Source organism: Spirosoma luteum DSM 19990 (genome assembly GCF_000374065.1).
Taxonomy (GTDB): domain Bacteria; phylum Bacteroidota; class Bacteroidia; order Cytophagales; family Spirosomataceae; genus Spirosoma; species Spirosoma luteum.
In genome coordinates, this window is sequence record NZ_KB893265.1 from 1 (window position 1) to 26186 (window position 26186).

At 50.6% G+C, this 26186-nt stretch carries 30 protein-coding genes; 13 read left to right on the plus strand and 17 right to left on the minus strand.

Translation table 11 applies throughout. From position 1 onward, the window contains the following. Positions 1–69: 69 nt before the first annotated feature. Positions 70–501, plus strand: a complete 432-nt coding sequence (gene tnpA / locus B156_RS0117085; protein WP_018620982.1) for an IS200/IS605 family transposase — start codon at positions 70–72, stop codon at positions 499–501. Between the two features lie 134 nt (positions 502–635). Here the strand turns inward: tnpA and pyrE are convergent, their stop codons facing one another. The 10 genes from pyrE to B156_RS0117135 form a co-directional block, all read right to left on the minus strand. Next, positions 636–1289 carry an orotate phosphoribosyltransferase gene (gene pyrE, locus B156_RS0117090; RefSeq protein ID WP_018620983.1) on the minus strand — a complete coding sequence of 218 codons (654 nt, stop codon included), beginning with the start codon at positions 1287–1289 and terminating at the stop codon, positions 636–638. A gap of 19 nt (positions 1290–1308) precedes the next feature. Continuing rightward, positions 1309–2610 carry a hemolysin family protein gene (locus B156_RS0117095; protein ID WP_018620984.1) on the minus strand — a complete coding sequence of 434 codons (1302 nt, stop codon included), beginning with the start codon at positions 2608–2610 and terminating at the stop codon, positions 1309–1311. Positions 2611–2713: 103 nt separating this feature from the next. Beyond that, the gene (locus tag B156_RS0117100; RefSeq protein ID WP_018620985.1) at positions 2714–2938 is read right to left on the minus strand and encodes a hypothetical protein; all 225 of its coding nucleotides are present in this window, start codon (positions 2936–2938) and stop codon (positions 2714–2716) included. Positions 2939–3011: 73 nt separating this feature from the next. Continuing rightward, positions 3012–5678 carry a cytochrome c biogenesis protein CcsA gene (ccsA, locus tag B156_RS0117105; protein ID WP_018620986.1) on the minus strand — a complete coding sequence of 889 codons (2667 nt, stop codon included), beginning with the start codon at positions 5676–5678 and terminating at the stop codon, positions 3012–3014. Further along, the gene (locus B156_RS32620) at positions 5675–5941 is read right to left on the minus strand and encodes a ParE family toxin-like protein (protein ID WP_018620987.1); all 267 of its coding nucleotides are present in this window, start codon (positions 5939–5941) and stop codon (positions 5675–5677) included. The genes ccsA (B156_RS0117105) and B156_RS32620 overlap by 4 nt, the downstream gene beginning before the upstream one ends. Further along, positions 5938–6135: a hypothetical protein gene (locus B156_RS0117115; protein WP_018620988.1), complete on the minus strand. Its 198-nt coding sequence runs from the start codon at positions 6133–6135 to the stop codon at positions 5938–5940. The genes B156_RS32620 and B156_RS0117115 overlap by 4 nt, the downstream gene beginning before the upstream one ends. Next, positions 6132–6572 carry a cytochrome c maturation protein CcmE domain-containing protein gene (locus tag B156_RS0117120; RefSeq protein WP_018620989.1) on the minus strand — a complete coding sequence of 147 codons (441 nt, stop codon included), beginning with the start codon at positions 6570–6572 and terminating at the stop codon, positions 6132–6134. Before B156_RS0117120 ends, B156_RS0117115 begins: the two co-directional genes overlap by 4 nt. 87 nt (positions 6573–6659) lie before the next feature. Continuing rightward, positions 6660–6920 carry a CcmD family protein gene (locus tag B156_RS0117125; protein WP_018620990.1) on the minus strand — a complete coding sequence of 87 codons (261 nt, stop codon included), beginning with the start codon at positions 6918–6920 and terminating at the stop codon, positions 6660–6662. 67 nt (positions 6921–6987) lie between these two features. Beyond that, on the minus strand, positions 6988–7647 hold the full coding sequence (gene ccsA, locus B156_RS0117130) for a cytochrome c biogenesis protein CcsA (protein WP_018620991.1): 660 nt from the start codon (positions 7645–7647) through the stop codon (positions 6988–6990). Between the two features lie 103 nt (positions 7648–7750). Next, on the minus strand, positions 7751–8425 hold the full coding sequence (locus B156_RS0117135) for a heme exporter protein CcmB (protein WP_026260882.1): 675 nt from the start codon (positions 8423–8425) through the stop codon (positions 7751–7753). A gap of 77 nt (positions 8426–8502) precedes the next feature. Here B156_RS0117135 and B156_RS0117140 point away from each other — a divergent pair, with 77 nt between their 5' ends. The 3 genes from B156_RS0117140 (at position 8503) to feoB (ending at position 11977) form a co-directional block, all read left to right on the plus strand. Next, the gene (locus B156_RS0117140) at positions 8503–9267 is read left to right on the plus strand and encodes a sulfite exporter TauE/SafE family protein (RefSeq protein WP_018620993.1); all 765 of its coding nucleotides are present in this window, start codon (positions 8503–8505) and stop codon (positions 9265–9267) included. Positions 9268–9563: 296 nt separating this feature from the next. Beyond that, entirely contained in the window at positions 9564–9791 is a 228-nt protein-coding gene (locus tag B156_RS0117150; protein WP_018620995.1) for a FeoA family protein, read from the plus strand. 65 nt (positions 9792–9856) lie between these two features. After that, positions 9857–11977 (plus strand): ferrous iron transport protein B, encoded by a 2121-nt coding sequence (gene feoB, locus B156_RS0117155; protein ID WP_018620996.1) that lies wholly within the window; start codon positions 9857–9859, stop codon positions 11975–11977. Positions 11978–12056: 79 nt separating this feature from the next. Here the strand turns inward: feoB and B156_RS31805 are convergent, their stop codons facing one another. Both B156_RS31805 and B156_RS0117165 read right to left on the minus strand, forming a co-directional pair. Further along, positions 12057–12218 carry a hypothetical protein gene (locus B156_RS31805; RefSeq protein ID WP_018620997.1) on the minus strand — a complete coding sequence of 54 codons (162 nt, stop codon included), beginning with the start codon at positions 12216–12218 and terminating at the stop codon, positions 12057–12059. Between the two features lie 146 nt (positions 12219–12364). After that, the gene (locus B156_RS0117165) at positions 12365–13882 is read right to left on the minus strand and encodes a bifunctional ADP-dependent NAD(P)H-hydrate dehydratase/NAD(P)H-hydrate epimerase (protein WP_018620998.1); all 1518 of its coding nucleotides are present in this window, start codon (positions 13880–13882) and stop codon (positions 12365–12367) included. Positions 13883–13997: 115 nt separating this feature from the next. Between B156_RS0117165 and rplS the strand changes: the two genes are divergently transcribed. From rplS to B156_RS0117180, 3 genes are all read left to right on the plus strand, one after another. Then, on the plus strand, positions 13998–14378 hold the full coding sequence (gene rplS, locus B156_RS0117170) for a 50S ribosomal protein L19 (RefSeq protein WP_018620999.1): 381 nt from the start codon (positions 13998–14000) through the stop codon (positions 14376–14378). A gap of 62 nt (positions 14379–14440) precedes the next feature. Continuing rightward, a complete protein-coding gene (dapF, locus tag B156_RS0117175) occupies positions 14441–15223 on the plus strand; it encodes a diaminopimelate epimerase (protein ID WP_018621000.1) in 783 nt (260 codons plus the stop codon). Between the two features lie 64 nt (positions 15224–15287). Beyond that, positions 15288–16220: a bestrophin family protein gene (locus tag B156_RS0117180; RefSeq protein ID WP_018621001.1), complete on the plus strand. Its 933-nt coding sequence runs from the start codon at positions 15288–15290 to the stop codon at positions 16218–16220. Here B156_RS0117180 and B156_RS0117185 read toward each other — a convergent pair. Both B156_RS0117185 and B156_RS0117190 read right to left on the minus strand, forming a co-directional pair. After that, positions 16217–16525 (minus strand): rhodanese-like domain-containing protein, encoded by a 309-nt coding sequence (locus B156_RS0117185; protein WP_018621002.1) that lies wholly within the window; start codon positions 16523–16525, stop codon positions 16217–16219. The two genes, B156_RS0117180 and B156_RS0117185, sit on opposite strands and share 4 nt — an antisense overlap. 41 nt (positions 16526–16566) lie before the next feature. Beyond that, entirely contained in the window at positions 16567–16923 is a 357-nt protein-coding gene (locus tag B156_RS0117190) for a hypothetical protein (RefSeq protein ID WP_018621003.1), read from the minus strand. 147 nt (positions 16924–17070) lie between these two features. Between B156_RS0117190 and htpG the strand changes: the two genes are divergently transcribed. Beyond that, positions 17071–18906 carry a molecular chaperone HtpG gene (gene htpG, locus B156_RS0117195; protein ID WP_018621004.1) on the plus strand — a complete coding sequence of 612 codons (1836 nt, stop codon included), beginning with the start codon at positions 17071–17073 and terminating at the stop codon, positions 18904–18906. Between the two features lie 78 nt (positions 18907–18984). On the opposite strand, the gene B156_RS0117200 is transcribed toward htpG, so the two are convergent. Together B156_RS0117200 and B156_RS0117205 are read right to left on the minus strand one after the other, a co-directional pair. Beyond that, on the minus strand, positions 18985–19617 hold the full coding sequence (locus tag B156_RS0117200) for a DUF4126 domain-containing protein (RefSeq protein ID WP_169518263.1): 633 nt from the start codon (positions 19615–19617) through the stop codon (positions 18985–18987). 115 nt (positions 19618–19732) lie between these two features. After that, entirely contained in the window at positions 19733–21226 is a 1494-nt protein-coding gene (locus B156_RS0117205) for an ATP-dependent DNA helicase (RefSeq protein ID WP_018621006.1), read from the minus strand. A gap of 159 nt (positions 21227–21385) precedes the next feature. Between B156_RS0117205 and B156_RS0117210 the strand changes: the two genes are divergently transcribed. The 4 genes from B156_RS0117210 to coaD all read left to right on the plus strand — a co-directional run bounded on the left by B156_RS0117210 (position 21386) and on the right by coaD (position 23979). Beyond that, positions 21386–21823, plus strand: a complete 438-nt coding sequence (locus tag B156_RS0117210) for a CBS domain-containing protein (RefSeq protein ID WP_018621007.1) — start codon at positions 21386–21388, stop codon at positions 21821–21823. 135 nt (positions 21824–21958) lie between these two features. Then, positions 21959–22462, plus strand: a complete 504-nt coding sequence (locus B156_RS0117215; protein ID WP_018621008.1) for an NUDIX domain-containing protein — start codon at positions 21959–21961, stop codon at positions 22460–22462. Positions 22463–22544: 82 nt separating this feature from the next. Next, on the plus strand, positions 22545–23435 hold the full coding sequence (locus B156_RS0117220) for a DUF3822 family protein (protein ID WP_245563763.1): 891 nt from the start codon (positions 22545–22547) through the stop codon (positions 23433–23435). 67 nt (positions 23436–23502) lie between these two features. After that, positions 23503–23979 carry a pantetheine-phosphate adenylyltransferase gene (coaD, locus tag B156_RS0117225; protein ID WP_018621010.1) on the plus strand — a complete coding sequence of 159 codons (477 nt, stop codon included), beginning with the start codon at positions 23503–23505 and terminating at the stop codon, positions 23977–23979. A gap of 39 nt (positions 23980–24018) precedes the next feature. Here the strand turns inward: coaD and B156_RS0117230 are convergent, their stop codons facing one another. Next, the gene (locus B156_RS0117230) at positions 24019–24729 is read right to left on the minus strand and encodes an NUDIX hydrolase (RefSeq protein WP_018621011.1); all 711 of its coding nucleotides are present in this window, start codon (positions 24727–24729) and stop codon (positions 24019–24021) included. A gap of 119 nt (positions 24730–24848) precedes the next feature. On the opposite strand from B156_RS0117230, the gene B156_RS0117235 reads away from it, so the two are divergent. Then, positions 24849–26138, plus strand: coding sequence for a hemolysin family protein (locus B156_RS0117235; protein WP_084757783.1), 1290 nt, complete (start codon positions 24849–24851; stop codon positions 26136–26138). Positions 26139–26186: the final 48 nt, after the last annotated feature.

Sequence of the window (26186 nt, forward strand, 5' to 3'; positions counted from 1 at the left end):
AGACGCTAGTGCAAGCTATGCCCTTTAGGGCAAGGCTTTAGCTTCTACAAATGTGGGCTAAATTTGGGGATGCAAACTCTACGAAAAGGTAGTCATAGTGTTCACCAACTACAGGCTCATATCGTGTGGAGCACCAAGTATCGGTACGAAGTGTTGCGGGGCGATATTNAAGTACGTTGCCGGGAATTAATTCGTCAGACTTGCGATACACTGGATGTTCAGATTTTAAAGGGTGTTGTGAGTAAAGATCATATTCACCTTCACGTAAGTTATCCGCCCAAGTTGAGTATCAGTGACATGTTGAAACGGTTGAAGGGCCGCAGTGCTAAAGTCTTACTGGAAGAGTATTCAGAACTTAAGAAGCGGTATTGGGGCGGCCATTTATGGGGTATCGGATACGGTGTTTGGAGTACAGGTAACATAACTGATGAGATGATTCAGCAATATTTAGACCATCATAAAGAGGGCCCTAACAGTGACCAGAATTTCATTCTGGAATAAGAATACACTTGAGTGTAGGGTTTCAATAGGCTTCAGCCTACCCCTCAACGGGCTTTAGCCATCTTGTCAACCTATGGGTTTTTAACCCATAGTATTTGAGTTGTCAACTCGCCAACTCACTAACTGAAGGCTGCCTATTTTCCCCAATCGGCCGGGTTTTCCCGCCAGGAGGCCAGGGATTGCATGGCACTGGCCGAAATATAATTGAGTGACTGCGCTTCGGTCAACAGCGTTTCGTAGTTGCTCAGGCAGGCCAGGGGTACGTTTTTGGCCGCAAAATTGGCATCGGCCACGGGAAAGCCGTACGTGAAGATAGCCGCCATGCCAATCACTTCGGCACCAGATGCCCGCAACGCATCCACCACTTTGAGTGAACTGCCGCCCGTTGAAATCAAGTCTTCAATGACTACTACCTTTTGTGGGCCAAGTGGGCCGCTCTCGGGCAGATGCCCTTCAATCTGTTTCCCCATGCCGTGGGCCTTGGGTTCGGGCCGGACGTAGCAGTAGGGGAGACCCAGGGCATCGGCCACCAGGGCACCCTGCGGAATTCCCGCCGTAGCGACTCCAGCGATAACCTCAACCCCCGGAAACTGAAATTGAATCAGTTCGGCCAGGGCGTTTTTAATAAAACTGCGTACGTTGGGATACGCCAGGGTGACCCGGTTATCGCAGTAGATGGGCGACTTCCAGCCCGAACTCCAGATAAAAGGCTCTTCTGGCCGGAGTTGAACCGCTTTTACGGCTAGTAAATGCTGAGCTACTGCCTGTTGAATAGTTGTTGCGTCCACAGAAATTCAGGTTATATGCTTAGTCTTTTTCGGGGTTGAGCTGGACTTTTACCGTGTCGATGCGCGTACCGTCCATGGAAACAACCGTAAACGTAAAAGGAGATACGTCAACGACTTCGCCCACTTTTGGTACATCCTCGTGCATGGCCAGAATCAGCCCGCCCAGGGTATCGTAGCGGGCCGATGTCCGACTGCCTTCGGGTATTTGCCAGCCGTATGTTTTGTTCAGGTCGTCAATCTCGTGGCGGGCACTCAGCAACCAGGTGTTTTCGTCGATTTGCTGTTCGGTCCAGTCTTCGTTGGTATCGTACTCATCCTGGATCTCCCCAAAAATCTGCTCGACCATATCTTCCACGCTCACAATACCGGCCGTTCCGCCAAACTCATCGACAACCAGAGCCAGGCTTTTACGTTCGGCCAGAAACCGCAGAAACAGGTCCTGAGCGGGCATCGTTTGGGGAATGGTAATAATAGGCGTAATGATTTCCTCGACGGTAGCCGGTTTCCGGAACAGGGCCAGGGCATGACAGTATCCGATTACGTTGTCAATGGTATCGCGGTAGACTAAGATTTTGGAGTGCCCGCTGTCCTGAAAAGCCTGCCGTAATTCTTCCACCGAATCCTCCACATCAATGGCCGTAATGTCGGTACGGGGAACCAAGCAGTCACGCACCCGCACATCCCGAAACTCAATGGCATTGTTGAAAATCTGCGTGTCTACTTCGACATCTTTCTCAGTATCGGCTTTCTGATTTAGTTGCTGGAGGTAGTGGTTTAGATCTGTCAGGCCAAAAACGGGCCGGATTTCCGGATTCTTTTTGCCCAATACGTACCGGATAAAAAAACGGGATGTACCTACCAGGAGCCGGACAACAGGCGCAATTGCTTTATAAATAACCCAGATTGGGATGGCCAGTGCTTCCAGAAACCGGTCCGGGTGAATAAGGGCCAGACTTTTGGGGACGTAGTCGGCCAGGGGCAGAAAAATCAGGGTCAGAATGAGGGTTTCAATGGAAATGACGACGAATTCATTCGCAGCCCAGTCGGGCGGAAGCAGGGCAAGCAGTAGTGGATTCAGCCCCATTACACCCAGCACGGTATACAGCACCAGAAAGAGTGTGTTGCCCGTAAGGGTGGTGCCCACGAAGAGAATGGGGTTTTTCAGGAATCCAGACACCAGTTTCTCCCCAAGCGGCCCCTGCTTGCTATGGAGTTCAAAATAAAGCCGGTTAACAGACACATAAGCCATCTCGACCGCCGAGAAAAAACCGGCCAGCACAAGGGCAATCAAAGCACCAAACAAAAGGACGTAGGATTCCAAACAGGTTTATGGTTTGTCGTTTATAATTCACGGTTTGAAGTCTACGGCTGGCTGACGCATAAATTCATAATGCGTCAGCCAGCCGTAGACTTCAAACCGTGAACTATTTCTTCTTCTTTCTTCTCTCTACCGGTTGCTTAGCCGTGGGTGATATGGCTTTTTCCTGCTCGATGCGTTTAGTACGAACGTACTGGAACGCCAGCAAAAAGCCCAGAAACAGCATCAACAGCCAGTAACTATCACCAAAGGTAGTACGCTGGTACTCGGCTATCCAGATGACTAGAAAGCCAGCGGCAAGCGCCAGCAGTATTATTTCACGGAGTTTCATACGTCAGTTAAGGAGTCAGTCAATCAGTTGGTCAGCCGATGAATTGGTCAATCGGGATTAACTAACCGACGGATTAACTGGCTAACTGCTTCCCTTTTTTTCCTTCCCGGTAGCGCCGTACAGTAGCAATAAGAAAGCCAATGACAACCACGATTGTGCCAATCCACAGGATGTTGATAAGCGGTTTTTCGAACGCTTTCATCACGATATAATCGCGCTGGGTCCGGTTCACGGCGAAGGTGAACTTACCCGTTTGCGGGTCAATTTCGTTGAGTTGAATGCGTACGCCCAGCTCGTCACTCATTTCGGCCGGGTGGGCCACCATACGATTTTTAATGACGAAAGCCGGGTTAAGCACATGCTCACCGTTCTTGTCGAGCACCCGTACTACCGCCCGAACGGCTGCGTCGTTGGGGCCTACGTCAATGCCGTCTACCTTATCGGTTCGTACTACATTGTCCAGAATGGCTACGTAATCGTTCAGGAAAAATGTGTCTTTAACGGCAACCGAGAATGTTTCGGTTTTCTCCCATTTACTCTCCTCCATCGGATCGGGAGCCGTGGCTATATACGTATAAATGTCCCGCCCGATGGTATGGCGGCTATCCGGCGACAGAATCACACCCATGCGGGGATTAACCTGAATACGGGGGTACAGCGTGAAAATCTGACCACTTGGCTCGCGGTATTCAACGGCGTAGTGGACGTTTTCGGGATACAACGCCAGCGTATCGCCTTTTTTGTGGTAAAGTTTACCGTTCTGCTCAATATCGCGCTGGGCAATACCATGGAAGTCGCCCTCAATCGGCATCACATCCTGACGCGGCACATAGCCTGGCACATCGCGCACTTCCACCCACTGCCCCCGGTACGTGACCTGGTACTGATCCATACGCTCCTGCTGGTTGAGCCACAGCAGCACATTCTCCTTATTCTCTTTATTACCGTTCTTGGTGAAGTCATCCGAATTGGAAATCATCAGGCCGCTGTTGTTCATGGAAATGATGCGCGAGTAGCCGGACGAATACAGAATACCAATTAGCATGAGCGCCAGACCCAGGTGCGCAATAGCTCCCCCCGACATACGGTAGTTTCCCTGGATAATGCCCAGTAAAATGGTGCCGTTGGTTGTGAGTGCAAAAACCGACGCAACCAGCAAGGCCATGTAAACCGGGTTCTTGACGGAGCCAAACGTAATCAGACCCGCGCTGATGAGCAGCGTCAGGATGGCGGGCGTAATCAGGGCATCCCACTTTTTGTTTTCCAGCTTTCGCCACCACATAAACTGGCCGATGCCGGTGAGCAGCGCGATGACCACGAAAAACCAGATCTGGAATTTTGAGTAGTGCGCTGCCTGGTCGGCGGGCAGCGCCATGTTGGATACTTTGCCAAACGCTTCCAGAATCTTGTTGTAAACCGGTATGGAGGTGGTGGCGATAACCTGAAAAGCAGCCAGACAAACAACTATGGCACCAATAAAAAGCCAGAACTCTTTGGTATAAACAGAAGCTTCCTGCTCGTCGCTGGGAATCGTTTTCCATTTGACAGTAGCCAGTACTATAGCCAGGACCACAAACACCAGCAGATAAACCAGCAACTGGCCGGATAACCCTAAGTCCGTAAAGGAGTGTACCGACGCGTTGCCCAGAATACCGCTCCGGGTCAGGAATGTAGCGTACAGAATCAGTAGAAACGTGCTGATAGTTAAGATAATAGCCGATTTAAGGCCCGTTGAACTACGTTTGGCAATCAGCATGGTGTGTAGCGCGGCTACCATAACCAGCCAGGGAACGTACACCGCATTCTCGACGGGGTCCCAGTTCCAGTAGCCGCCAAAGTTGAGCGTTTCGTAGGCCCAGTAGCCACCCATCATGATACCGATTCCCAGAATCATGGCACCGAATAAGGTCCAGGGTAGTGCAGGGCGAATCCATTCGAGGGGCTGATTGCGCCAAAGGCCGGCGACGCAGTAGGCAAAAGGCACCATCGTCAGAGCAAATCCGAGAAACAGCGTAGGCGGGTGAATCACCATCCAGTAATTCTGCAATAAGGGATTCAGCCCGTTTCCGTCTTTAGGGATAAAATTCGGGTCAGAGGCAAAGATGGGTGCTTCGGGCATCGCATTCCGCAACAGCAGGAAGGGCGAAGAACCCAGTTTGAACGTCTCGCCAAAGACGACACCCAGAATCATGGAAGCCAGAAACGCCTGCACCAGGGCGAAGATGGTCATAACGGGAGCTTCCCATTTCGAGCCGCTACTCTGCATCAAAATGGCACCCAACACGGCATTCCAGAATAGCCAGAGCAGGAACGAACCTTCCTGACTTTCCCAGAAACAGGCAATCATGTACTGAACCGGTAAGGCCAGCGACGAGTGACTCCAGGCGTAATGGTACTCGAAATAGTGGTTGAAAATGATATAGAACAGACACGACGCTACCCCAACAACAGCCGCTCCGTGCAGGTAAAAGGACCAGCGGGCCAGCGTCCGCCAATCGTCTTTGCTTTCGGTCAGTGATGCCTGGTTAACCTTGTTGGGCGGAGTTTTACGTTTGGCTGTTTTACCATTAAAAGTTGATTCTCCGGCATAGGCCAGCTGCAATTCTTCTACGGGCTTGGCCTGCGTGCTTTTTCCCTTTCCCAGGGCCGACAGAAAGTAGGCAACCGTTGCGACGAGTGCCGTAACGAAGGAAAGAATAACAAAAAAATGGCCGAGTTGACCAACTGTGGTATGTATCATTGACTAACTATTCTATCGTATTCTGAGTGATGACCGATCCAAAACCAATATAATTCCGTCTCCTCACGTATTGCCAGTACTCGAAAATGGTCACCAACTCGTGCTGACCACAAACTGTCTTTTCCGCTAATTTCTTTAAAGTGCAGTGATGGATGGAATAAATCTGCCTTGAGCAGTTTAAAATTCTTGTCAGCTAGTTCCTGAATGTTGGTTGGTAATAAATAATACCGTTTCCAAAATTTATCAGTTGTCCGGTGATTCATAAAGGTCTTGTCCGACCTAAACGAATTTCTTCCTTAGCTTCATTGATTAACTTATCCAGGCGACCTGCTTTTGCATCATCCTCCATCTGCTTATCCCAACGCTCATTGAAAAACTCATGGAGACGAGTTACTAATCCGTCTAACTCATTTGGTGGCAACTCTTTTGCCGCTTGCTCAATTTCCTGTAGGCTCATAACTTTGCGGTTTTTGCCGTGTGCTCGGTTGTTTCCAGCTTGCCATCCTGGTACTTAGATGGGCACTTGAGCAGAATTTTGTTGCACTGAAAATGGTCACCTTCCATAGCGCCAATCACCACAATCTGCTCCGAACGTTCAAAATCCTGCGGCTTGGGACTGTTATACACTACTTTCTGCGCCCGGTTATCGTTGTCGATCAGCGTAAACTCGAAGTGGTTTGGGTCAATGGCCGGATTATACAGCATGTCGGCTATTTTTCCCTGCGCGTCTTTGTTCACCTTCCCAACGACGTGAATCATTTTGTCGTCGCCATTCTGCGCCATTTGCTGGGCTTTCGTAAAGGTCGTGTACACACTGGCATCACCCGCCGTACTGGCAATGACGCCAATAGCAACGGCGATAACGATAATACCGATTATATGAGAGAGTTTCATGTTGGTAATTTTAGGGGTTTATAGGTTTAGGTAGTTGGTTTACGGTATGGAGTCGCCTTCTGCATCAGGCCACCGAAAATCGGGTACCTAAAACCGTAAACTATTTTCGCTTTTCTTCTCATTGACTTCTTTTTCCAACTTGCCAATCTGACGGTCAAGTCGGATCAGATAAACGACGATGCCTGCGAAAATCGCTGCGATAACGGCTACGACCACCCATATCTTGCCATCGGCCCGAAGCTGGTCAGCCATTTCAACGCCACTGGTTACTGGTTGCTGCGCCATTACCTGTTGACTCAACAGAAGGAGAGCCAGCAGGGACGATTTGAAAAAGGGAGTTCGTTGCATTGGAAACGTAAATAGCTAAAAAAGTAACGTAAAAATAGCGGGAATCATTCCGGGAAACGGATGGACTTTACTCATCCATCGCGACTTTCACCCGACGCAGTCTAACCCGTAACTGCGTAATCCAGACACCAATGAGCGTAAGGCCAATAACGCCCGGATACAGCACCATGCGTAAGTTGTTGTCCATATCGTACTTGCCGAATGCCGGGTTGCCCCCGTTGCCCGGGTGCAGGGAATCGGTCATGCGGGGAAGAATGAATATGAGCGGAATGAAGACCGCAAAGACGAAAATATTGTAAACCGCTGATATGCGGGCGCGTCGCTGCTCATCGTCAAATGAGCCGCGCAGAATAAGGTAGGCCATGTACATGAGCATTCCCACGGCGACACTGTTCAGCTTGGGGTCGTTGGGCCACGGGTCACCCCAGGTGAAATTGGCCCAGATTGCCCCCGTCAGGCATCCCAGCACACCAAACAGAATAGCCGTGTTGGCAAATTCAACCGCTATCAGATCATCATCCATCCGGCCCTTACGCAGGTAGCGAACGGAGTAGATAACCGACGTAACCAGCAGGATAATCATGGCAAACCAGAGCGGCACGTGAAATGACACATTGCGGATACTCTCGTTCAAAATCGGCTGGCGCGGTACAGGCCCCAGTAAGCCCCAGAAAATAACATACGTCATAATGACGACCGCAAGGACTTTCCACCAGATATTTTTCATCAGTTTGATGTTCGTTGTTTGATGTTTGTAGTTGGCTGTCGCAGGAGTAGCTGACGCGACAGCCAACTACAAACATCAAACAACGAACATCAAACTAAGTGTTTCAACTCCGCCATAAAAACGGAAATAATAACAGGGACAGTACCAATACAATAACATCAATAGCCAGTACAGTTCCAACTTCTTTCCAGCTAACACTCCGGTCGAGACCGTCGAGCGCATTCTTCGATATCTTTAACAACTCCAGCAATAGTGGCAGTATGGTTGGAAAACTCAGTACGGCCATCAGCGTCGATGGGTTTTCAGCCTTGCTGGCAATCCCGGAAACCAGGGTCAGCGAAACCGAGAAACCTATGGCACCCAGCACTAACGCTACCAGATACAAAGGCACATCTTTAACCGGATTACCCAATACAAACGCGTAAACGCCGAAACCCAGAAAAGCCAGAGCCAGCATCAGAACGGTATTGTACAGAATTTTCGACAGGACAATCTGCTGCGGGCTGGCCAGGGTGTAGTAGTACAACTGCCGCCCGGCACGCTCCTGAACGAAGCTCTTGGCAATGGCATTAATGGCCGTAAACAACAGGATAATCCAGAAAAGCGCATTCCAGACGATGGGGGTCAACTGGCCACGCCGGGCGCTGAAACTCAGGTAACAAACAAATACCGCGCTCACAATGTACAGCAGCATACCGTTGAGGGCGTAGCGCTGCCGCCACTCCAGCAGGAATTCTTTCCGCATCAATGCGCCCATCTGCCGTACCGATTCTGTCATGTTATTTTCCTGCTGCTGCAAATTTACGGTGCGCTGCCGACGCGAAAAAGAAATAGTTTTGTGTTCTGATACGCTTCATGGACTACCATTCTGTTTTTATTCTCTGCGGATTTTCCTTCCTGGCGGGTTTTATCGATGCCATTATTGGCGGGGGGGGATTGATTCAAACACCAGCTATTCTGTTCACCCTGCCGCAATACCCCGTTCCGACCCTTATCGGAACCACCAAAATTCCGTCGCTGGGCGGCAGTTTGATGGGTGCCTTTCAGTACAGCCGGCGCGTGGCGGTAGTAGGGAAGTTCATTGGCCCTATGATGGCCATTGCCTTTGTAGCCTCCTGGCTGGGTGCCTGGACGCTGACACGGATACCTAATAGCTTTATGAAGCCATTCGCACTGGTCATTCTAATTACTGTGTTCATCTATACACTCACCCAAAAACGATTCGGACAGGCAACGGAACGAATTGTAACGGCACAACAGCAGCGGGTGCGTATGTGGCTGATGGGGGCTTTGATTGGTTTCTACGACGGCTTCTTCGGGCCGGGAACGGGAAGTTTTCTGGTGCTGGGTTTTATCAGCCTGATTGGCTTCGACTTCCTGAAAGCAAGTGCCCACGCCAAACTGGTCAATGCCGCTACGAATCTATCCTGCACGCTGTTTTTTGCCAACAAGGGTTATATACTGTATGCGGTTGCTTTTCCAATGGCAATGGCCAATCTGTCGGGGGCGTTTTTGGGAGCGCGGCTGGCTATTCTGAAAGGCAACAGCTTTATCCGGGTCTTTTTTCTGCTCGTTATTGCCGCTACTATTCTGCGGTTTGCCTGGGATTTACTCAAATAACGGGTAATGAATCACTGGTTTTCGGAACTATCGACCAGGAGCACCCCGCTCAGGATACCTAACGGGGCGGAAGTATGATTGGGTTTGCTACCTAAGGGCCCAATAGTCAGGGTCATTGCAGGCGTATACGAATGTTCCCGGCTGATGAATAGGAACAGAATGGGTAAAGACCAGGCCATACCAGAAGGCTGATATTTTTGCGAATCGTTCTTGCATAGAAAAACTTTCCGTTGTAATCTTGCGTTAATTAAATTGAATCTAAATAAAAACAGCCGCGTAAAACCGGCACCAGGGCCATGAGCAAACGGAGCGTAGCTGACCTGAAAATTGGAGAACGAGCCACCATACAGTCGTTCAACAATCAGTTGATGTCGTTAAAATTGCTCGAAATGGGCTGCTTGCCCGGTGCCGAAGTATGTCTACACAGTAAGGCCCCACTCGGCGACCCCATTTGCCTGAAAGTAGGTGGCTACTGTCTGGCCATGCGCAAGTCCGAAGCGTCTACCATGCTTATCGAAAATTAAGAGTACAGTGTTAAGAACGAAGAATAGCTATTCTTAACGCTGCACTCTTCACTCTTAATGTCGAGTTGAAGTCCCCCATCATTGCCCTTATCGGCAACCCGAACGCCGGTAAATCATCGCTGTTCAATCAACTGACCGGCCTGCGTCAGAAAACGGGTAACTTTCCCGGTGTCACGGTAGATAAGAAATCCGGTACATGGCCCCTCGATACCCATACGTCTGCTACCGTTGTTGACCTTCCCGGCGTTTATTCCATTTACCCCAAGTCGCTGGATGAGCAGGTCGTAACCGATATTCTGGCCAATCCCGCCCACCCCGACTACCCTACTGTTGCCATCGTTGTTGTTGATGCCTCCAATCTGCATCGGAACCTGCTCCTGTTTACGCAGGTCGCTGATTTGGGCGTGCCTGCGGTGCTGGCATTAAACATGCTCGACGTAGCTCATAAACAGGGAAAAGAGGTCAATGCCGTACGACTGGCTATGCGGTTGGGTATCCCCATCGTTCGTATCAACGCCCGAACCGGCGAGGGACTGGATAAGCTCAAACAAGCTGTACTGGGGCAAATGAACGAGCCGGTATTACCGACTGGTCTGTTTTTTGACCCCGCCGATGGGGCTGCCGAACTGATTACGGAAACAAGAAAAGACTACGCCCTCAATAGTAACTATCTCGCTTTACAATACCTGATTCAGCACGACGGTTTCTCCTTCCTGAACCATTCCCAGCGTGTTGGGCTTGATACCCTCATTGACCGGCACGGATTTAGCGAACAGACCTTTCAGGCCGACGAAACCATTACCCGTTACAAACGCATTGCTCCCATCGTGGCGGAGGCCGTTACGGAACAACATGCCGCCGACGCGCCAACCTGGAGCCAGCGACTGGATCGTTTTCTGCTCCATCCGGTATGGGGATATGCTATTTTTACCTTTGTGCTGCTGTTAATTTTTCAGGCCATTTTTGCCTGGGCACAACCGTTTATGGACGGCATCGACACGGGCGTAGCCTGGCTCAATGGACAGTTGAAAGCAAGCCTGCCTGCCGGACCACTCACGGATTTGCTAACCGATGGGGTGATGGCTGGTATTGGGGGCGTGCTGGTATTTATCCCGCAGATCGCTTTTTTGTTTTTGCTGATAGCCCTGCTCGAAGAGTCGGGGTATATGGCACGGGTGATGGTGATTATGGACCGGATCATGCGGAAGTTCGGCCTGAACGGCCGGAGCGTCGTACCCCTTATTTCGGGCGTAGCCTGCGCGGTACCGGCCATCATGGCTACCCGGAGCATTGGCACCCGGCGCGACCGGCTCATCACGATTCTGGTAACGCCCCTCATGAGCTGTGCGGCCCGGTTACCGATCTACACCATCTTGATTGCGCTGGTCGTGCCAGACCGCCGTATTCTCGGATTATTCAATTTACAAGGACTGGCCCTGATGAGCTTGTACCTGCTGGGTTTAGTCAGTGCGGTAGCGTCGGCGGCCGTATTGAAGCTTTTTCTCCGTACCAAGGAGACCAGTTTTTTCATCATGGAACTGCCCACCTTCAAACTACCCCGCTGGAACCACGTTGCCCTGACGGTGTGGGAGAGTGTGCGTTCGTTTGTCTGGGAAGCGGGCCGGGTTATTCTGGCCATCTCCATTGTCCTTTGGGTACTGGCGAGCTACGGCCCCGGCGATTCGATAGAACGGGCAGAGACTCGTGCGCGTGAACAAAGTATCACCCTTACGGGCGATGCCCTCCAGAACCGTATCGCTTCCGAACGACTCGAAGCCTCGTATGCCGGTCAGTTTGGTCATTTTATCGAACCCGCCATCCGACCGCTGGGGTACGACTGGAAAATTGGCATTGCCCTGCTCAGCTCGTTCGCGGCCCGCGAAGTATTCGTCGGAACAATGTCAACCATATACAGCATTGGTGGGGGAGACGGAGAAGATGATGGCGGTGTTACCATTCGTGAACGGCTCCGGCAGGAGCGAAACCCGGCCACTGGCGGGCCGATGTACACCCCAGCGCTGGCCTGGTCATTGCTGGTCTTTTACGTGTTCGCTATGATGTGCATGAGTACCCTTGCCGCTACGCAGCGCGAAACAAAGAGCTGGAAGTGGCCCGCCGTCCAGTTAGGGTATATGATGGCGCTGGCCTACCTCGCGGCTTTTGCCACGTACCAACTGATGAAATAAAGAGAGAACAATGGAAAAAACGCTGGACGAGGGAAGTTTTACAACAGAACTTCCCTCGTCCAGCGTTTTTTCTTTTTGTTTACCACAACAAACCCTGCGATACCAGCGGGTAAACATGGTAGATAATATACACCAGCAAAGCGGCTGCCAGGCTGCCTAAAGCGGTTGTATAATCGAAGCTAAACCGACTGCTGCGCGAAGGGTTTTCAGGCTGCCAGTCTCGATGGGTTCCGTATTTCATGGTGTGTCGATATGAGCTTTATATCGACACAAATTTCGGCAACCGTCAGCTGGAAAAACAGGGGAGAAACCCCAGTTTTCGTTGCTGCGTAGAAATACGTTATCCCGTCAAAATCAATGGAGTGAAACAGAAAGCTACACCCGGTTTTACTCCCATCGAAGGGCTTCGATGATGTCCGAGGCAATCATGCCGGTTTGACCGCGTTGTTCGGCTACCCGATCCCCCGCCAGCCCGTGTGCGAACACGCCCAGCACGGCTGCTTCAATGGGGTCATAGCCCTGGGCTAGCAGGGCCGTAAGTACACCGGTTAGTACATCACCCGTTCCGCCCGTGCTCAGACCCGGATTGCCCGTTGAGTTGAAATGAACGTCGCCACCAGGCGTCGCAACGGCGGTGTGCGCTCCTTTTAGTACAACGACGACTTTATAGGTCTGGGCAAACTGCCGCAGCATATCCAGTTTCTGATAGTCGTTGTCCCACTTCTTGGTCAGTCGCTCAAACTCTTTGGGGTGCGGAGTCAAAATGCTGTCAGGAGGTAGTTTCTTCAGCAAGTCCCGGTTTTCGGCCAGTAAGTTCAGCGCGTCGGCATCAATAACGATTGGTTTTTTCAGCCCTTTCAGCAGTTGCTTCAGCATGGCCAGTGTTTCGGGTGCTTTGCCAATGCCGGGGCCAATACCCACGGTAGCGTAACTGGCCGGGTCAGGACTTTCCACTTTCTCCGTACCCTTTTCCGGGTTGCCGGTTAGCACGTGCTGATGACTATCGGGTAGGCACATGGCTTCCGGCACCGCTGTTTGCAGGATAGGGTACCCACACTGGGGAACCTGCACCGTCAGCAATCCCACCCCCGACCGTAGGCAGGCTCTGGCGGCCAGCACAGCGGCCCCTATTTTACCGTAGCTACCCACCAATAGCAACGCATGGCCAAACGTTCCTTTGTTGGCGTAACGGTTTCTTTTCTTGAGTAGCAGCCGGGCATCCTGCGCCTGCGTAAAATAATAAGGAGTAGGCGCCTTGTCGATAAACCGTTTGTTCAGGCGGATGTCAACAAACTGCCAGTCACCTACATAGCGCCCATTATCCGGAAGCATGAAGGCCAGTTTGGGCAACTGGAAGGTAACCGTATAATCGGGCTCGATAATGACATCGTTCGGTGCATTGGGCTTATCCGTGTACAACCCACTGGCAATATCGACTGAAACAACCGTGGCTGGTGAGCGGTTTATCTGCTCGATTACCTGTTGAACGATGCCATCCGCCGGGCGCGACAAACCCGAACCCAGAATAGCATCGATGACTACCTCGTTATGGCGAAGAGCCGGAATATCCTGTCCTGATTCGATATACCGGATCGTTTCGGTGATGAGCTTAAGCCGCCGGTGGTTGTGCATGAAGTCATCGGATTCGCGGGGGGCATAGCGCACGACGCATATCTCAATAGCGTACTCCCGCTCCAGCAGCAGGCGGGCAATGGCCAGTCCATCCCCCCCGTTGTTGCCCAGTCCGCAAAAAACTTTGATAGGAGTCGTAATGGGAAAGCGCTCTGCCAGCCAGTCTACAAACGTAAGGGCTGCCCGCTCCATTAAATTGATGGGTGCGATAGGTTCTTTTTCGATGGTTGCCTGATCAAGGGCACGTATCTGATCAACGTCAAGTATTTTCATAGGCCTGGTGGCAGGTTAAGCGAGGTAATTTTACAAAAGTATTTTCTTGCGCCGAGAAATTTACTATCTTTGCGGCTCATTTCGCAAATAGTTATCTGGCGATTTATATACGGTCATGAGCGAGTTAATAAAATTAGTAGAGGCAGACAACGCGCAGCGTCGCACAGAGTTGCCCACATTCCGGGCGGGTGATACGGTGAACGTTCACGTCAAAATCCGCGAAGGAAACAAAGAGCGTATCCAGGTCTTCACGGGCACGGTTATTCAGCGCCGGAACCCAAGCAGCGGTGGTGAAACGTTCACTGTTCGCAAAATATCGAATGGCATTGGTGTCGAGCGTATCTTCCCACTGCTGTCGCCCAATGTGGATAAAGTTGAGGTAGTTCGTATGGGCAAAGTCCGTCGGGCCCGTCTGTTTTACTTGCGTGGTCGTCAGGGCAAGGCTGCTCGTGTTAAAGAGCGCAAGCCAAAAGCGAAGGCAGTAGCAGCAGCGTAGTTTCCTGCCTGCCGGAAAAAAATAAAAGCTACCCACGAGGGTGGCTTTTTTTATTAGACTGTATGGACTTTTTCAAATATCAGGGTACAGGAAACGATTTTGTCATGATTGATGATCGAAGCGGAGCGTTCCCCGTCGATAATCAAACACTCATTGCCAAAATCTGTCATCGTCGGTTTGGTATCGGCGCTGACGGACTCATTCTGCTCCAGAACGATGACGGCTATGATTTTCGGATGGTGTACTTCAATGCCGACGGCGCAGAGGGCAGCATGTGTGGTAATGGCGGACGGTGTATAGTCCGGTTTGCCCATGACCTGGGGTTATTCACCGACAAAACCCGATTCCGGGCCGTTGACGGCGAACATCTGGCCGAAGTGCGCGGGGATGAAATCTTTCTAAAAATGAGCGACGTATCGGGTATCGAAGACCGACGTGGCGTAACGTTTCTGCATACCGGCTCTCCGCACGTTGTTCAGTTTGTTATTGATTTAGACGATGCCGATGTGGTGAATGTAGTGGCTGATGGCCGAGCGCTCAGGTATGACAGTCGGTTTGCGCCCGGTGGTACGAACGTTAATTACGTGCAGGTAGTTGATAGAAACACGCTGTATGTCAGAACGTACGAGCGGGGTGTGGAAGATGAAACCTACTCCTGTGGTACCGGTGTAACGGCGGTTGCGCTGGCGGCCCATGCCCGGCATACTATGGCTGGCCCGATTGCGATTAAAACCCTGGGGGGTAATCTGCGGGTGTCTTTTAATCCATTGCCAAACGGTGCTTTCGATAGCATCTACCTGATTGGACCGGCTCAGCGGGTTTTTGCCGGTGAAATAGCTGTTTAGCCGCATGTCTATACTAAATAGTGCCTGCGGGCAGCCAAGTAATTGTTGAATCCACTATAATGTTATGATTGTTTACAAAAAGAAGGACTGGTTCTCGTCTATCTGGCATTTTCATACCGGCCCCACGGCGCAGCGGTTGGTCCGTCGACTGATTATCGTTCTTATCTACGTACTGGTCGTTACGGTGGTTGAGCTGAATTATGTAGACCTGCGGCTGAAAGACACACCTGCCTCCTTTTTGGGGGCTATGGGGATTTTGTTGAGCTTACTCCTTATTTTTCGCACCAATACCGCTTATGACCGCTTCTATGAAGGCCGTCGTACCTGGGGTGTTCTGGTGAATAACTGCCGAAATCTGGCTATTTATTACAACGCCGTTTTCCCGGCGGACGATGTTGAAAACCGACTCTTTTTTGCCCGAGCGATTGCCAATTTTCCTTTTGCCCTGCGCAACCATCTGCGCGATGTGAAGACGATGGACGACCTGGAAGAAACGGAGGGAATTGCTGAAATGCAAAGTCTTGAAGAGTTTGACCATAAGCCTGCCGGGGTGTCGAGCCAGCTTAGAATGCGTACCGAAACTCTCCATAGAAATGGTTACCTGTCTAACTCGCAGCACATCAACATGAATGGGTATCTGACATCCCTGATGGACGTTTGTGGTGTCTGCGAACGGATCAAAAGCACACCAATTCCGTTTTCGTACCAGTTATTCATCCGGCTGTTTATTTTGCTTTACGTGGCTGTGTTGCCCTTCACCATTATTGATGTGTACGGCTATCTGACCATCCCCGCCGTGGTAGTAACATCGTATATTCTGGTTGGGCTGGAAATGATTGGCGAGGAGATTGAAGAACCATTCGGGCTCGAACGAAACGATTTGCCACTCAGTCAGCTATCGCAGTTGATCCGGGTCAACGTGCACGATATCTTGCAAATTTCCCTGCCACACGTCGAAAAGCAAGCTGCCAAGCCGGGTTTCACGGTCGTCAGTTAGTCCACCGCTTCCACCAGGCCGCCGTGCAGGTGGTAAATAGTCTTGTCCTGCAACGCTGGCTGGCGCAGAAAATCTTTGGCGGCTACCCGACTCCGAACGCCGTTGGTGCAGATCACAATCAGCGTCTGGTAGGGGAGAAGTTCAGCGTTGCGGGCGCGTATATCGGGCAGGGGTATGTTTACCCCCCCCAGGTTAAACTCGTCAAATTCCCACTCATCGCGCACATCTACCACGGCGGTGTCGGGCTGCTGGCGTAATCGCGCTACATCGGGTAATGCTATATCGATATAAGAGTTTTTAGGCATATACAACGCTAACAACCGTGGGACATAGCCTGTTCAATGGCTCAACGTTTGGTAATTTCGAGTACCTCCAATTCACCCACCTGAGATTTTTTGCCCCAGCCGCACTCCAGCGTGGTCTGCTGCCCGGTGTTCACAAACCGAATCGTAATCGCACGTCCGTTGCTGGTAGGTTGGCGGGGTATATCTGTCAGTGCTTTTTGGAGCAGCGGTAGTGTAGCTGGTGTTGGCCGGTAGAGCAGGCTATCAGATAACAACTGAATATGTTCGGCACAGCCATCGTAAGCCAGACCATTTTCATAAATAAGGGCGGCCTCCGTTCGTACCGGGCCCTCGTTTTGGGTCGATTCCTGCTGGCAACCCGGCAGAATGAGTAGGGAAAAAAACAACAGAAAGCGCATAGTAAAAGGTATCTTAGGTTACGATCCGAAAACAGTACGAAAGGTTGTAAAGAAAAGCAGCCTGTCAATCTGTCAGAGAAAGATGCACTGGAACAGGATTTGACGGGTTCGTTCCAAACAAATTACCAAAACCTTACTGATTCAGCAATGACAACCGAAACACCTCAGACGGAAAAGGGACAAATCTCAATTCATACCGAGAATATTTTCCCGATTATAAAAAAATTCCTCTACTCCGACCACGAGATATTCCTGCGTGAGTTAGTGTCCAACGCCGTTGATGCTACCCAAAAGTTACGTCAGTTAGCGTCATTTGGTGAATTTGGGCACGAACTGGGCGAATTGAAAGTAACCATTTCACTGGACGAGGAAGCTAAGACGATTACCGTTTCGGACAATGGGATTGGTATGACCGCCGACGAAGTGAAGAAGTATATCAACCAGATTGCTTTTTCCGGGGCTTCGGACTTTCTGGAAAAATACAAAGACAAAACGGACGACAAAGGGCAGATTATCGGTCATTTTGGCCTGGGTTTCTACTCGGCCTTTATGGTGGCCTCCACTGTTGAGATCGTTACCAAATCATACCGCGAGGCCAGTGAGTCGGTTCGCTGGGTGTGCGATGGCTCAACTGAGTTTGAGCTGACCACTGCCGAACGTTCGGAGCGGGGTACGGACATCATCCTGCACATTGCGCCCGATTCCGAGGAGTTTCTGAATAAAGACCGTATTCAGCATATCCTGGATAAATACGCCCGGTTCCTGCCGACGACGGTTGAATTCGACGGGAAGGTGGTGAACAATACTACGCCCATATGGACGAAGTCACCATCCGAACTGACCGACGAAGACTACAAGACGTTTTACCGGGAACTGTACCCAATGAGCGAGGAGCCGCTGTTCTGGATTCACCTCAATGTCGACTATCCGTTCAACCTGACCGGGATTCTGTATTTCCCCCGCATTAAAAACGAACTGCGGTTTCAGCGCGAGAAAATCCAGTTATACAGCCGTCAGGTGTTCATCACTGATGAGGTGAAGGACGTAGTACCCGACTTCCTGATGATGCTGCACGGCGTAATCGACTCGCCCGATATTCCGCTCAACGTGTCGCGGAGTTTCCTGCAGGCCGACTCGAACGTGAAGAAAATAAACGGGTACATCACCCGTAAAGTAGCCGATAAACTCAACGACCTGTTCAACGCCGACCGTAAAGCGTTTGAGGAGAAGTTTGACGACATCGGCCTATTTATCAAATACGGTATTCTGAGCGACGATAAATTCTGGGAGAAGGCTAAAAACTTCGTGCTGCTCAAAAATACAGCGGGCGAGTATGCTACCCTGGATGAGTACCGCGAGAAAGTTCAGGCTAACCAGACCGACAAGAATGAAACGGTGGTGATGCTGTACACCAGCGACCGCAAACAGCAGGATGCCTACGTGGAATCGGCCGTTCGGCGCGGGTACGATGTGTTGCTGATGGACAATGTTATCGATGCTCACTTCATCAATGCCCTGGAGCAGAAGCTGGAGAAAGTACATTTCCAGCGCGTCGATGCCGATACCCTCGACAAAATCATTGACAAGGGGCTGAACAACGAGAGTGTTCTGTCGGAAGATGACAAAACCAAACTGAAAGAAGTGTTCGATCAGGTACTGGACAACAAAATGCTAAACGTCAGCATCGAAGCCCAGCCTACGGACGAACTGCCCGTTACCATTACCCAGCCGGAGTTTATGCGCCGGATGAAAGATATGTCGGCTCTGTCGGGCGAACAGTCGATGTACGGTAATTTCCCGATGATGCACAATGTAGTGGTGAACGCTAACCACCCACTGATTGGTCGTATCCTGGCCGAAACGGACGGTGATGCCCAGAAGGCTATGGTAAAACAGGTGTATGACCTGGCTCTATTGTCGCAGAATATGCTGACGGGAGCTGACCTGACCGCCTTTGTGCGCCGGACGGTAGCGCAGTTGTAGCGGTAGGGAATGTATAGTAGTACCTTACAGAGGCTTCCCGGATGATGAAATCAATCATGATCCGGGAAGCCGCTCTTTTTACGAACGGCCGTTGTTGCTGCGGGGTATCTGAGTAATAGGGCTACCAGCCTGTTTTGGTGCCCGGCTGAACCATATTTTTCGTTTGGCCGCCAGTTGACTCATGATAAACAACAAGAGAAGACCGATAACGACGGCCGTAATCAGTGGCAGCAAAATACTGAAAATGGACAGCACGATAGACGCGATGTTTTCACCGGAGGCTACCACGGGGTTAGCAAGTCCACCCGTAGTGGCGGAGGAGCCGAGTCGGAGCAGGCTGGTACCCGCCTGAACGATTCCCGCCGAACTTCCGCCCAGTATCAAACCCAGACCCCAGTGCAACACCGGGTTATCGATGTGCAGGAAAGACGTACTGAGTATCGTACCGGCAATGATGGAGGTTGGCGTAGCGATAGTATCGAGAACGTTATCGAGCCAGGGAATGTAGTAAGCCCCAACTTCTGCAACGGTAGCTACCAGAAGTCCAAACAGGGCGGGCCAGGTACCCAGCCATTCGAAACCAGCCATCGTACCGATGAAGCCAAATTTTGTGGCAGCACTGGCAATGAGCAACGGCACAAAGATGCGAAATCCGCAACAGGCAGCTAATCCAACGCCAATGCAGGCGCTCATGATCCATTCGAGAGACATAGTAGTTTACAGTTTTTGGTTTATGGTTGCAGTTCATCGCTGGGACTGACGCAAGTTGGCTTTTGGTGCGTCAGTAAACCATAAACTTTAAACCCGAAACTGTAAACCGAACACCTTAGTTAAAAAATTGTGCATTAAAGTTCATTAGGAAGGCTTCGTCGGTGGCGCGGGTCAGGGCGGTGTACAGCCAGCGCACAAACTCATCGTTCACCTGTCCGTCGGGCAAAAAACCTTGGTCGACGAACACGGCACTCCACTGGCCACCCTGCGCCTTATGGCAGGTGAGAGCATAGGCAAACTTGACCTGCAGCGCGTTTAAGTACGGGTCGCGCTTGATAGCTTCGGAACGCTCTTTCTTGCTCTTGATGTAGAAATAATCCTTCATCACACTCTCATACAGGGCTTTGTACTGGTCGGCAGCCAGCGAGGGGACGGACGTATGCAGGGTATCGAGCATAATTTTAGCGTCGAAATCAGGCTGATCTTCATAGTCTACCAACCGCAGGGTGACGGTAGCAAACCGGAAGCCGTGCATTTCTTCTTTATTACGGATTTTTTGTACCTCCACAAACTCGCCATTGGCCAGAAAACCCGCTGGTGATTCTTCGTCCAGAATGGTATAATTATTCCGGGCAATCATCAGCATATCGCCCGCGTCGAGTTCTTCTTCACACTGGTCAATCATCCGCCGGACAAACTGATTGTACTGAACCGCCGTTTTATTGGACCGGCAGATAATGGCCGTATTCTCCCGGCCATACTTATCATACGCATACCGGATGCCATCCTCCAGTTTGGTCAGCGGCATTTTGTAGATGTCATTGAACGACCGGACGTTGAGTTGAATAGCTGGTGCATCGGCTGAAGCAGCCGTGGACTTATCGCTCAGCAGCGCATCGAATCCAACGGCTTTGGGCGTGGGTGATGTGTCGTTGTCCAGCAGCATCCTGAGGCCGGTGGCGTTGTACAGAATGCCGGACTCTTCATCCTGCCTCATTACTTCGGTCAGTTCCTGCTCGTACACTGTCATGTCGAACGCACTGGCCAGGAAACCCCGGTCCAGGGCGGGGCTCAACTCCCGGCCAACGGGGGGTAACTGAGCCGTGTCGCCCACGAGCATCAGCTTATTGCCGGGGTTCTCGAAAACGAAATCAACCAGGTCGGTTAGTAATCCTTTGCCCCCAAAATCCGCTTCGTCTGAAATCATGGAAGCCTCGTCCACAATGAAGAGGGTGTCCTCGTGATAGTTTTTCTGCCGTTGAAACGCCAGCGTTCCCGACCCCGGATCGGATACCTGCCGGTATATTTTCCGGTGGATTGTCTGGGCTGATTTTTTGGCGTAGCTGGTCATCACTTTAGCCGCCCGGCCAGTAGGTGCCAGCAGGACGGATTTATACCCAAATCGGGGTAATACCTTAATCAGTGTGCCAACGAGTGTTGTTTTGCCGGTACCGGCGTAGCCCCGTAGCAGGAAGCAGTCCCGGTAGTGTTCAAAATCTTCGTGAGTGATGAAGGTACCAATCTGTTCAAAGAATTGTAACTGGCCGGGGGTGGGTTTAAAGGGGAAACGTTTAGCCAGCAATTGGGCGGCTGTTTGGGTTTCGTTCATGGGTCTAAGTTACAAAAAAAGGCAGAAAGGAAAAAGTAGGAACACCCCCCTGAAGCGCGGGAAAAGGCGATTTTTGAGTTTTTTTTACCCTTTGCGATCTTTCCCTTTCACCCTTTCCTCTTTTTTAGTATTTTCACCCACAACTAAATCCTTCCGGCAATGAATATCCGACATATACTCCAGGGCAAAAAGATCAATGCGCTGTTTTCCGTTTCCTCCGACGAAACCGTACTGAATGCCCTCCGGCTCATGGCCGACAAAAACATCGGGGCTGTACTGGTTATCGACGGAGGAGTGCTCACGGGAATTTTCTCGGAGCGGGATTACGCCCGGAAAGTGATCCTGAAAGACCGCCACTCCGATGGTACGCTCATCGCCGACGTTATGACGGCCAATGTAATTACTATCGAGCCTGATCAACGTATTGAGGAATGTATGCAGATTATGTCGGACAAACATATACGGCACCTGCCCGTTATGGATCAGGGAGAATTGATCGGTATCATCTCGATTAATGACGTGGTATCGGCTATCATTGTCGACCAGAAAACCCGGATTGATTCACTCGAAAGCTACATTTCAGGAAGCCCGTATTAAAGGATGAATTATAACTGATGAATGAGTCGATGGAGTGATCGTAGATTCATAGCCTAAACGACCCGTGTAAGTCAATTCATCACGTATAATTTATCATTCAGTTCCTACCTTTGCGTCCCCAAATTAGTATTGACCATGACGCAGGTAATGGATGTAGATAAGCCCCGTGAGGAGGTGCTGAAATTATATGGTAACCGGCTTCGGCTCCGGGTGTGTGGATTGTACCGGGAAGGTAACCGTTTGCTGATGGTCAAACACCGGGGTATCGGGCCAACCGATACGTTCTGGTGCCCACCGGGTGGTGGTCCGCAATTCAATGAAACGGCTCCCAGTGCCCTGATCCGGGAATTTATGGAAGAAACCGGCCTGGAAGTGGCAATTGGTGATATGCTGTTCGTTAACGAGTTTATACAACCTCCCCTTCATGCCATGGAGCTATTCTTCCACGTCCGGGCAACGGGCGGCTCGTTGAGGCTCGGTTTCGACCCTGAAATGAGTGCGGATGGACAGATTATAGACGAGGTGCGGTTGATGAGTTTTGACGAAATAAAGGCTTACTCACCCACCGAGGTCCACGCCCTGTTTCAGTATTGCCAGTCGATGGATGATGTGTTCCGGCTCCGTGGCTATTTGCTATAAGGATGCATCGGCTAAGGCTACCTCTTTTTAACACTCTCTTAAACGATACATGTAATTCTTTACTTTTTAAGTCTGCCCATTTGTGCCAACCACTGTGACCCTTGCTCCCAAGACAACCATACGTACTTTCTCGTTCGACCCGGAAAAAACCGCGCAGTCGGTTTTATGCCTGGAAGTAGGACAGGACCGGTTTCAGTTACTGGTGCGGGATAAACGTGGACAGGCTTCGTGCCTTGAAGACTACCGATTTTCATCGCTATCGACCGAGCAGTCCTTGTCGGGCGTTCTGCCCGACGTGTTTCGCAACCATGAGATATTATTGGCAGGACCCTGGCAGGAAGTTCGTATTGGTATCAATTCGGCCTCATTCACGTTAATACCCGAACCGCTTTTTCGTAAAGAATATGCGGCCAGTTATCTGGCCCTGATGCGTGGAAGTATTTTGCCCACCCGTGAGTTTGCCCAGGTGTACGCGCACAAAGCAGATAACTTTTTGTCCGTTTTTAACCTGGAGCATGCCCTGTTCGATTATTTTTCGGAAATGTATGCGCTCCAGCCGCTTGTCTTTGTTCACCAGACCAGCGCTCTTATCCAGGCTACAGCCGATCTGGATCGCCGGTCGCTGACGGCTGATAGTGTTTATCTCTATTTTGAGGATGAATTCGTTACAATGCTGTGTTGGAAAGAACATCAGTTGCGCTACTGCAATCGGTTCGGTTATAAAAATGTGCAGGATTTAGCGTACTATATCCTTTATGTGCTAGATGAACAAAGCCTGGCTGCCGCTGCCGTTCCCATTTCTTTGTTTGGTGAAATAACCCCGTTTTCGGAAGCCTATTCTGAATTAAGCCGTTTTCTGCCCAACCTGTCATTTGGCCCGGTGCCTGCTGGTTTAACGTTGGCACCGGAATTCAGCGACCTGCCCGATCACCGGTATTTGAGTTTGTACGGATTGGGGCTAATGAGTGAATGAGTGAAAGAGCGACTAGCTGGCGTACCCTATTCGCTCTTTCACTCATTTGCTCTTTCACTCATTTATTATGAAAAGAATTGCTTTGTTTCCCGGCTCGTTTGATCCCTTTACGAAAGGGCATGAAGACATCGTACTGCGGGGCCTGCGGTTGTTTGATGAAGTCGTGATCGGCATTGGGCGAAATACCCGTAAAGAGCGGTATTTCCCGCTGGAGCAGATGACGCAGTTGATTCAAAGTGCTTTTCGCCATCAATCGGCCGTTCGCATTATTACCTACGAAGATTTAACGGCTAATGTAGCGCGGGCAATCAACGCGAAGTTTATTCTTCGGGGGCTGCGCAACACCACCGATTTTGAATATGAGAATGGCATCTCGCAGGTTAACCGGTACATCTACGAAGATTTAGACACCGTGTTTTTGATTACCTCCCCCCAACTGGCCCCCATCAGTTCCAGTATTATTCGTGACCTGCATCGCTATGGGCAACAGGTAGACGAGTTCCTGCCCTATACATTACAGGAACCCGTGAGTCGGGCAAAGTGAAAACGATAGAATAGTGTCGGCTAAACGGCGGGATACTGTCTAGCTCCTGACAACCATTGCCTGTAGTTGATCAATGACGTACCGAATTGAACTGAATGAATTGGTTAGGGCCAGTTTTGTTTCCCGCCGGTTAAACCAGCTTAGTTTCTCAATATCTTCGTCAAGCTGGGGAGCCATACGGCTCTCGTCCAGTACGCCCATCTGATACCATTTGGTCCGTTTTAAAATCCGGTTACCGTTGAGGGTGTACGTATGCCAGGTAGTACAGATTCGCTGATGGACGGATACTTTAACGCCGGTCTCCTCCCGAACTTCGCGGGCGGCTCCCATTCTGGAGGATTCGCCGGGGTCTAATTTTCCTTTCGGTAAATCCCAGACGCCCCGCCGGAACATCAGCAGCATTTTATCGCCTTTAAGCACTACACCACCAGCCGCTTTAATGACTTTAAATGGTTTTTTGATGGCTTCTTCGCAGGCTTCTTTGTCCAGGCAGCCCAGGGTTACGGAAAGCATGTAACTGGCATCGGCTTTTTGAAGCAGCGCCAGTAATTTGCTGACGGTAGTAGGAGTCGCGTTCAGGACCAGCAGGTGACCATGGAGCACATCGTCCCGGAGCAACTCCAAACGGGCATCTACCACTTCGTCGTACTCCGTAACCGGCGGGCCACCTTCCAAGGCAGGATCCGTTAATTGAGCAGCGGCTCTCGGACCTACGAGCCGGATGGGGCGGTCATTTACAAAAACAATCATCAGAACAATAAGCAGTTCAAACCGTAAAAGTAATGAAACTGCTACTCTGTCGCACACAAGAATCGGTTGGAAAGCAGTTCAGTTTCTATATTTTTGCAACAGGCCAACTTTCTCCCTTTGTGGAACTACTCATTATTTTACTGCTGACGATTTTGAATGGGGTGTTCTCAATGTCAGAAATTGCCTTAGTCTCCTCCCGCAAGTCGAAGTTAGAAACAGCCGCCCGGAATGGTGATCGTCGGGCACAGGTGGCTCTCGACCTGTCTAATTCACCCAATCGGTTTCTATCGACGGTGCAGATCGGTATTACGCTGATTGGTATTTTGCTGGGTATTTTTTCGGGCGATAAACTCACCACGGATGTGCAGGCGTTTGTTGCCCAAATAGAAATCATACGGCCATATGCTCATTCCGTAGCGGTGGTACTGGTGTTGCTGCTGCTTACGTACATGTCGCTCGTGTTTGGTGAGTTGGTGCCCAAACGCATTGGGCTATCCAATCCCGAAGGGATTTCCAAAACGATGGCTGCGCCGATGATTTTTCTCTCCAAGGTAACCTCGCCGTTTATTGCACTGCTTACCCTTTCCAGTGATTTGTTGCTCAAGCTGTTGAATATCAAGCCTAATGCCAGTTCGGTTACAGAAGAGGAGATCAAAAGCCTTATTCAGGAGGGGACCTCGGGCGGAGCTATTGAAGAGATTGAACAGGAGATTGTTCAGAACGTCTTTCAGCTCGGCGACCGAAAGATTACCTCTCTGATGACCAACCGGCAGGAGATTATCTACCTCGATCTGGAGGATGAAACGGCCGAGAATAAAGCGAAGGTGTTGGACTACAAACACTCCGTTTATCCGCTTTGCAACGGAGGGGTAGATGAAGTTGTTGGCCTGATTTATACAAAAGATTTTCTGGGGCGTGACTTCGATGTGGAGTTAACGCGCCTGCAGGATATGAAGCGTGATGTTCTGTTTATTCCCGAAAACAACCGGGCCTATCAGGTGCTGGAGCGGTTTCGGGAACGGCGGCAGTACGTCGGTATGATTGTAGACGAGTACGGCGGGGTGCTGGGCATTATCACCATCAACGATATTCTGGATGTACTGGTGGGTGACATTAATGACGATACCCACTCCGATTACGAGATTCGGGAGCGCGAAGACGGTAGTTTTCTGATCGATGCCCAACTGCCCTTCGAGGATTTTTTGTCTTATTTCTCCATCACGATCAACGCTGCCACGAAGCGCGAATTAACTGGTTTCGACACCCTCGGCGGTTTTGCCCTCCATATCCTGAAAGACATACCTCAAACCGGCGAAACCTTCATCTGGCATGCTTACCAGTTCGAAATTATCGACATGGATAAAAGCCGGATCGACAAGATTATGGTGACGAAATTAACCGAAGAATAAGCCTGTCGCCAAACAGCCATACCTGTTTACTGGTTATAGTGGAGCACT

What these genes read in the sequence shown, in the direction of transcription:
- B156_RS32620 (WP_018620987.1), bottom strand. Translation starts at nt 5,941, where the DNA reads ATGAATCACCGGACAACTGATAAATTTTGGAAACGGTATTATTTATTA.
- B156_RS0117140 (WP_018620993.1), top strand. Translation starts at nt 8,503, where the DNA reads ATGGACTACCATTCTGTTTTTATTCTCTGCGGATTTTCCTTCCTGGCG.
- B156_RS0117115 (WP_018620988.1), bottom strand. Translation starts at nt 6,135, where the DNA reads ATGAGCCTACAGGAAATTGAGCAAGCGGCAAAAGAGTTGCCACCAAAT.
- B156_RS0117125 (WP_018620990.1), bottom strand. Translation starts at nt 6,920, where the DNA reads ATGCAACGAACTCCCTTTTTCAAATCGTCCCTGCTGGCTCTCCTTCTG.
- B156_RS0117135 (WP_026260882.1), bottom strand. Translation starts at nt 8,425, where the DNA reads ATGACAGAATCGGTACGGCAGATGGGCGCATTGATGCGGAAAGAATTC.
- rplS (WP_018620999.1), top strand. Translation starts at nt 13,998, where the DNA reads ATGAGCGAGTTAATAAAATTAGTAGAGGCAGACAACGCGCAGCGTCGC.
- B156_RS0117230 (WP_018621011.1), bottom strand. Translation starts at nt 24,729, where the DNA reads ATGATTGTTTTTGTAAATGACCGCCCCATCCGGCTCGTAGGTCCGAGA.
- ccsA (WP_018620986.1), bottom strand. Translation starts at nt 5,678, where the DNA reads ATGATACATACCACAGTTGGTCAACTCGGCCATTTTTTTGTTATTCTT.
- B156_RS0117185 (WP_018621002.1), bottom strand. Translation starts at nt 16,525, where the DNA reads ATGCCTAAAAACTCTTATATCGATATAGCATTACCCGATGTAGCGCGA.
- htpG (WP_018621004.1), top strand. Translation starts at nt 17,071, where the DNA reads ATGACAACCGAAACACCTCAGACGGAAAAGGGACAAATCTCAATTCAT.
- ccsA (WP_018620991.1), bottom strand. Translation starts at nt 7,647, where the DNA reads ATGAAAAATATCTGGTGGAAAGTCCTTGCGGTCGTCATTATGACGTAT.
- B156_RS0117200 (WP_169518263.1), bottom strand. Translation starts at nt 19,617, where the DNA reads ATGTCTCTCGAATGGATCATGAGCGCCTGCATTGGCGTTGGATTAGCT.
- B156_RS0117215 (WP_018621008.1), top strand. Translation starts at nt 21,959, where the DNA reads ATGACGCAGGTAATGGATGTAGATAAGCCCCGTGAGGAGGTGCTGAAA.
- B156_RS0117100 (WP_018620985.1), bottom strand. Translation starts at nt 2,938, where the DNA reads ATGAAACTCCGTGAAATAATACTGCTGGCGCTTGCCGCTGGCTTTCTA.
- B156_RS0117165 (WP_018620998.1), bottom strand. Translation starts at nt 13,882, where the DNA reads ATGAAAATACTTGACGTTGATCAGATACGTGCCCTTGATCAGGCAACC.
- B156_RS0117120 (WP_018620989.1), bottom strand. Translation starts at nt 6,572, where the DNA reads ATGAAACTCTCTCATATAATCGGTATTATCGTTATCGCCGTTGCTATT.
- B156_RS0117180 (WP_018621001.1), top strand. Translation starts at nt 15,288, where the DNA reads ATGATTGTTTACAAAAAGAAGGACTGGTTCTCGTCTATCTGGCATTTT.
- B156_RS0117150 (WP_018620995.1), top strand. Translation starts at nt 9,564, where the DNA reads ATGAGCAAACGGAGCGTAGCTGACCTGAAAATTGGAGAACGAGCCACC.
- B156_RS0117205 (WP_018621006.1), bottom strand. Translation starts at nt 21,226, where the DNA reads ATGAACGAAACCCAAACAGCCGCCCAATTGCTGGCTAAACGTTTCCCC.
- coaD (WP_018621010.1), top strand. Translation starts at nt 23,503, where the DNA reads ATGAAAAGAATTGCTTTGTTTCCCGGCTCGTTTGATCCCTTTACGAAA.
- B156_RS31805 (WP_018620997.1), bottom strand. Translation starts at nt 12,218, where the DNA reads ATGAAATACGGAACCCATCGAGACTGGCAGCCTGAAAACCCTTCGCGC.
- B156_RS0117190 (WP_018621003.1), bottom strand. Translation starts at nt 16,923, where the DNA reads ATGCGCTTTCTGTTGTTTTTTTCCCTACTCATTCTGCCGGGTTGCCAG.
- dapF (WP_018621000.1), top strand. Translation starts at nt 14,441, where the DNA reads ATGGACTTTTTCAAATATCAGGGTACAGGAAACGATTTTGTCATGATT.
- B156_RS0117210 (WP_018621007.1), top strand. Translation starts at nt 21,386, where the DNA reads ATGAATATCCGACATATACTCCAGGGCAAAAAGATCAATGCGCTGTTT.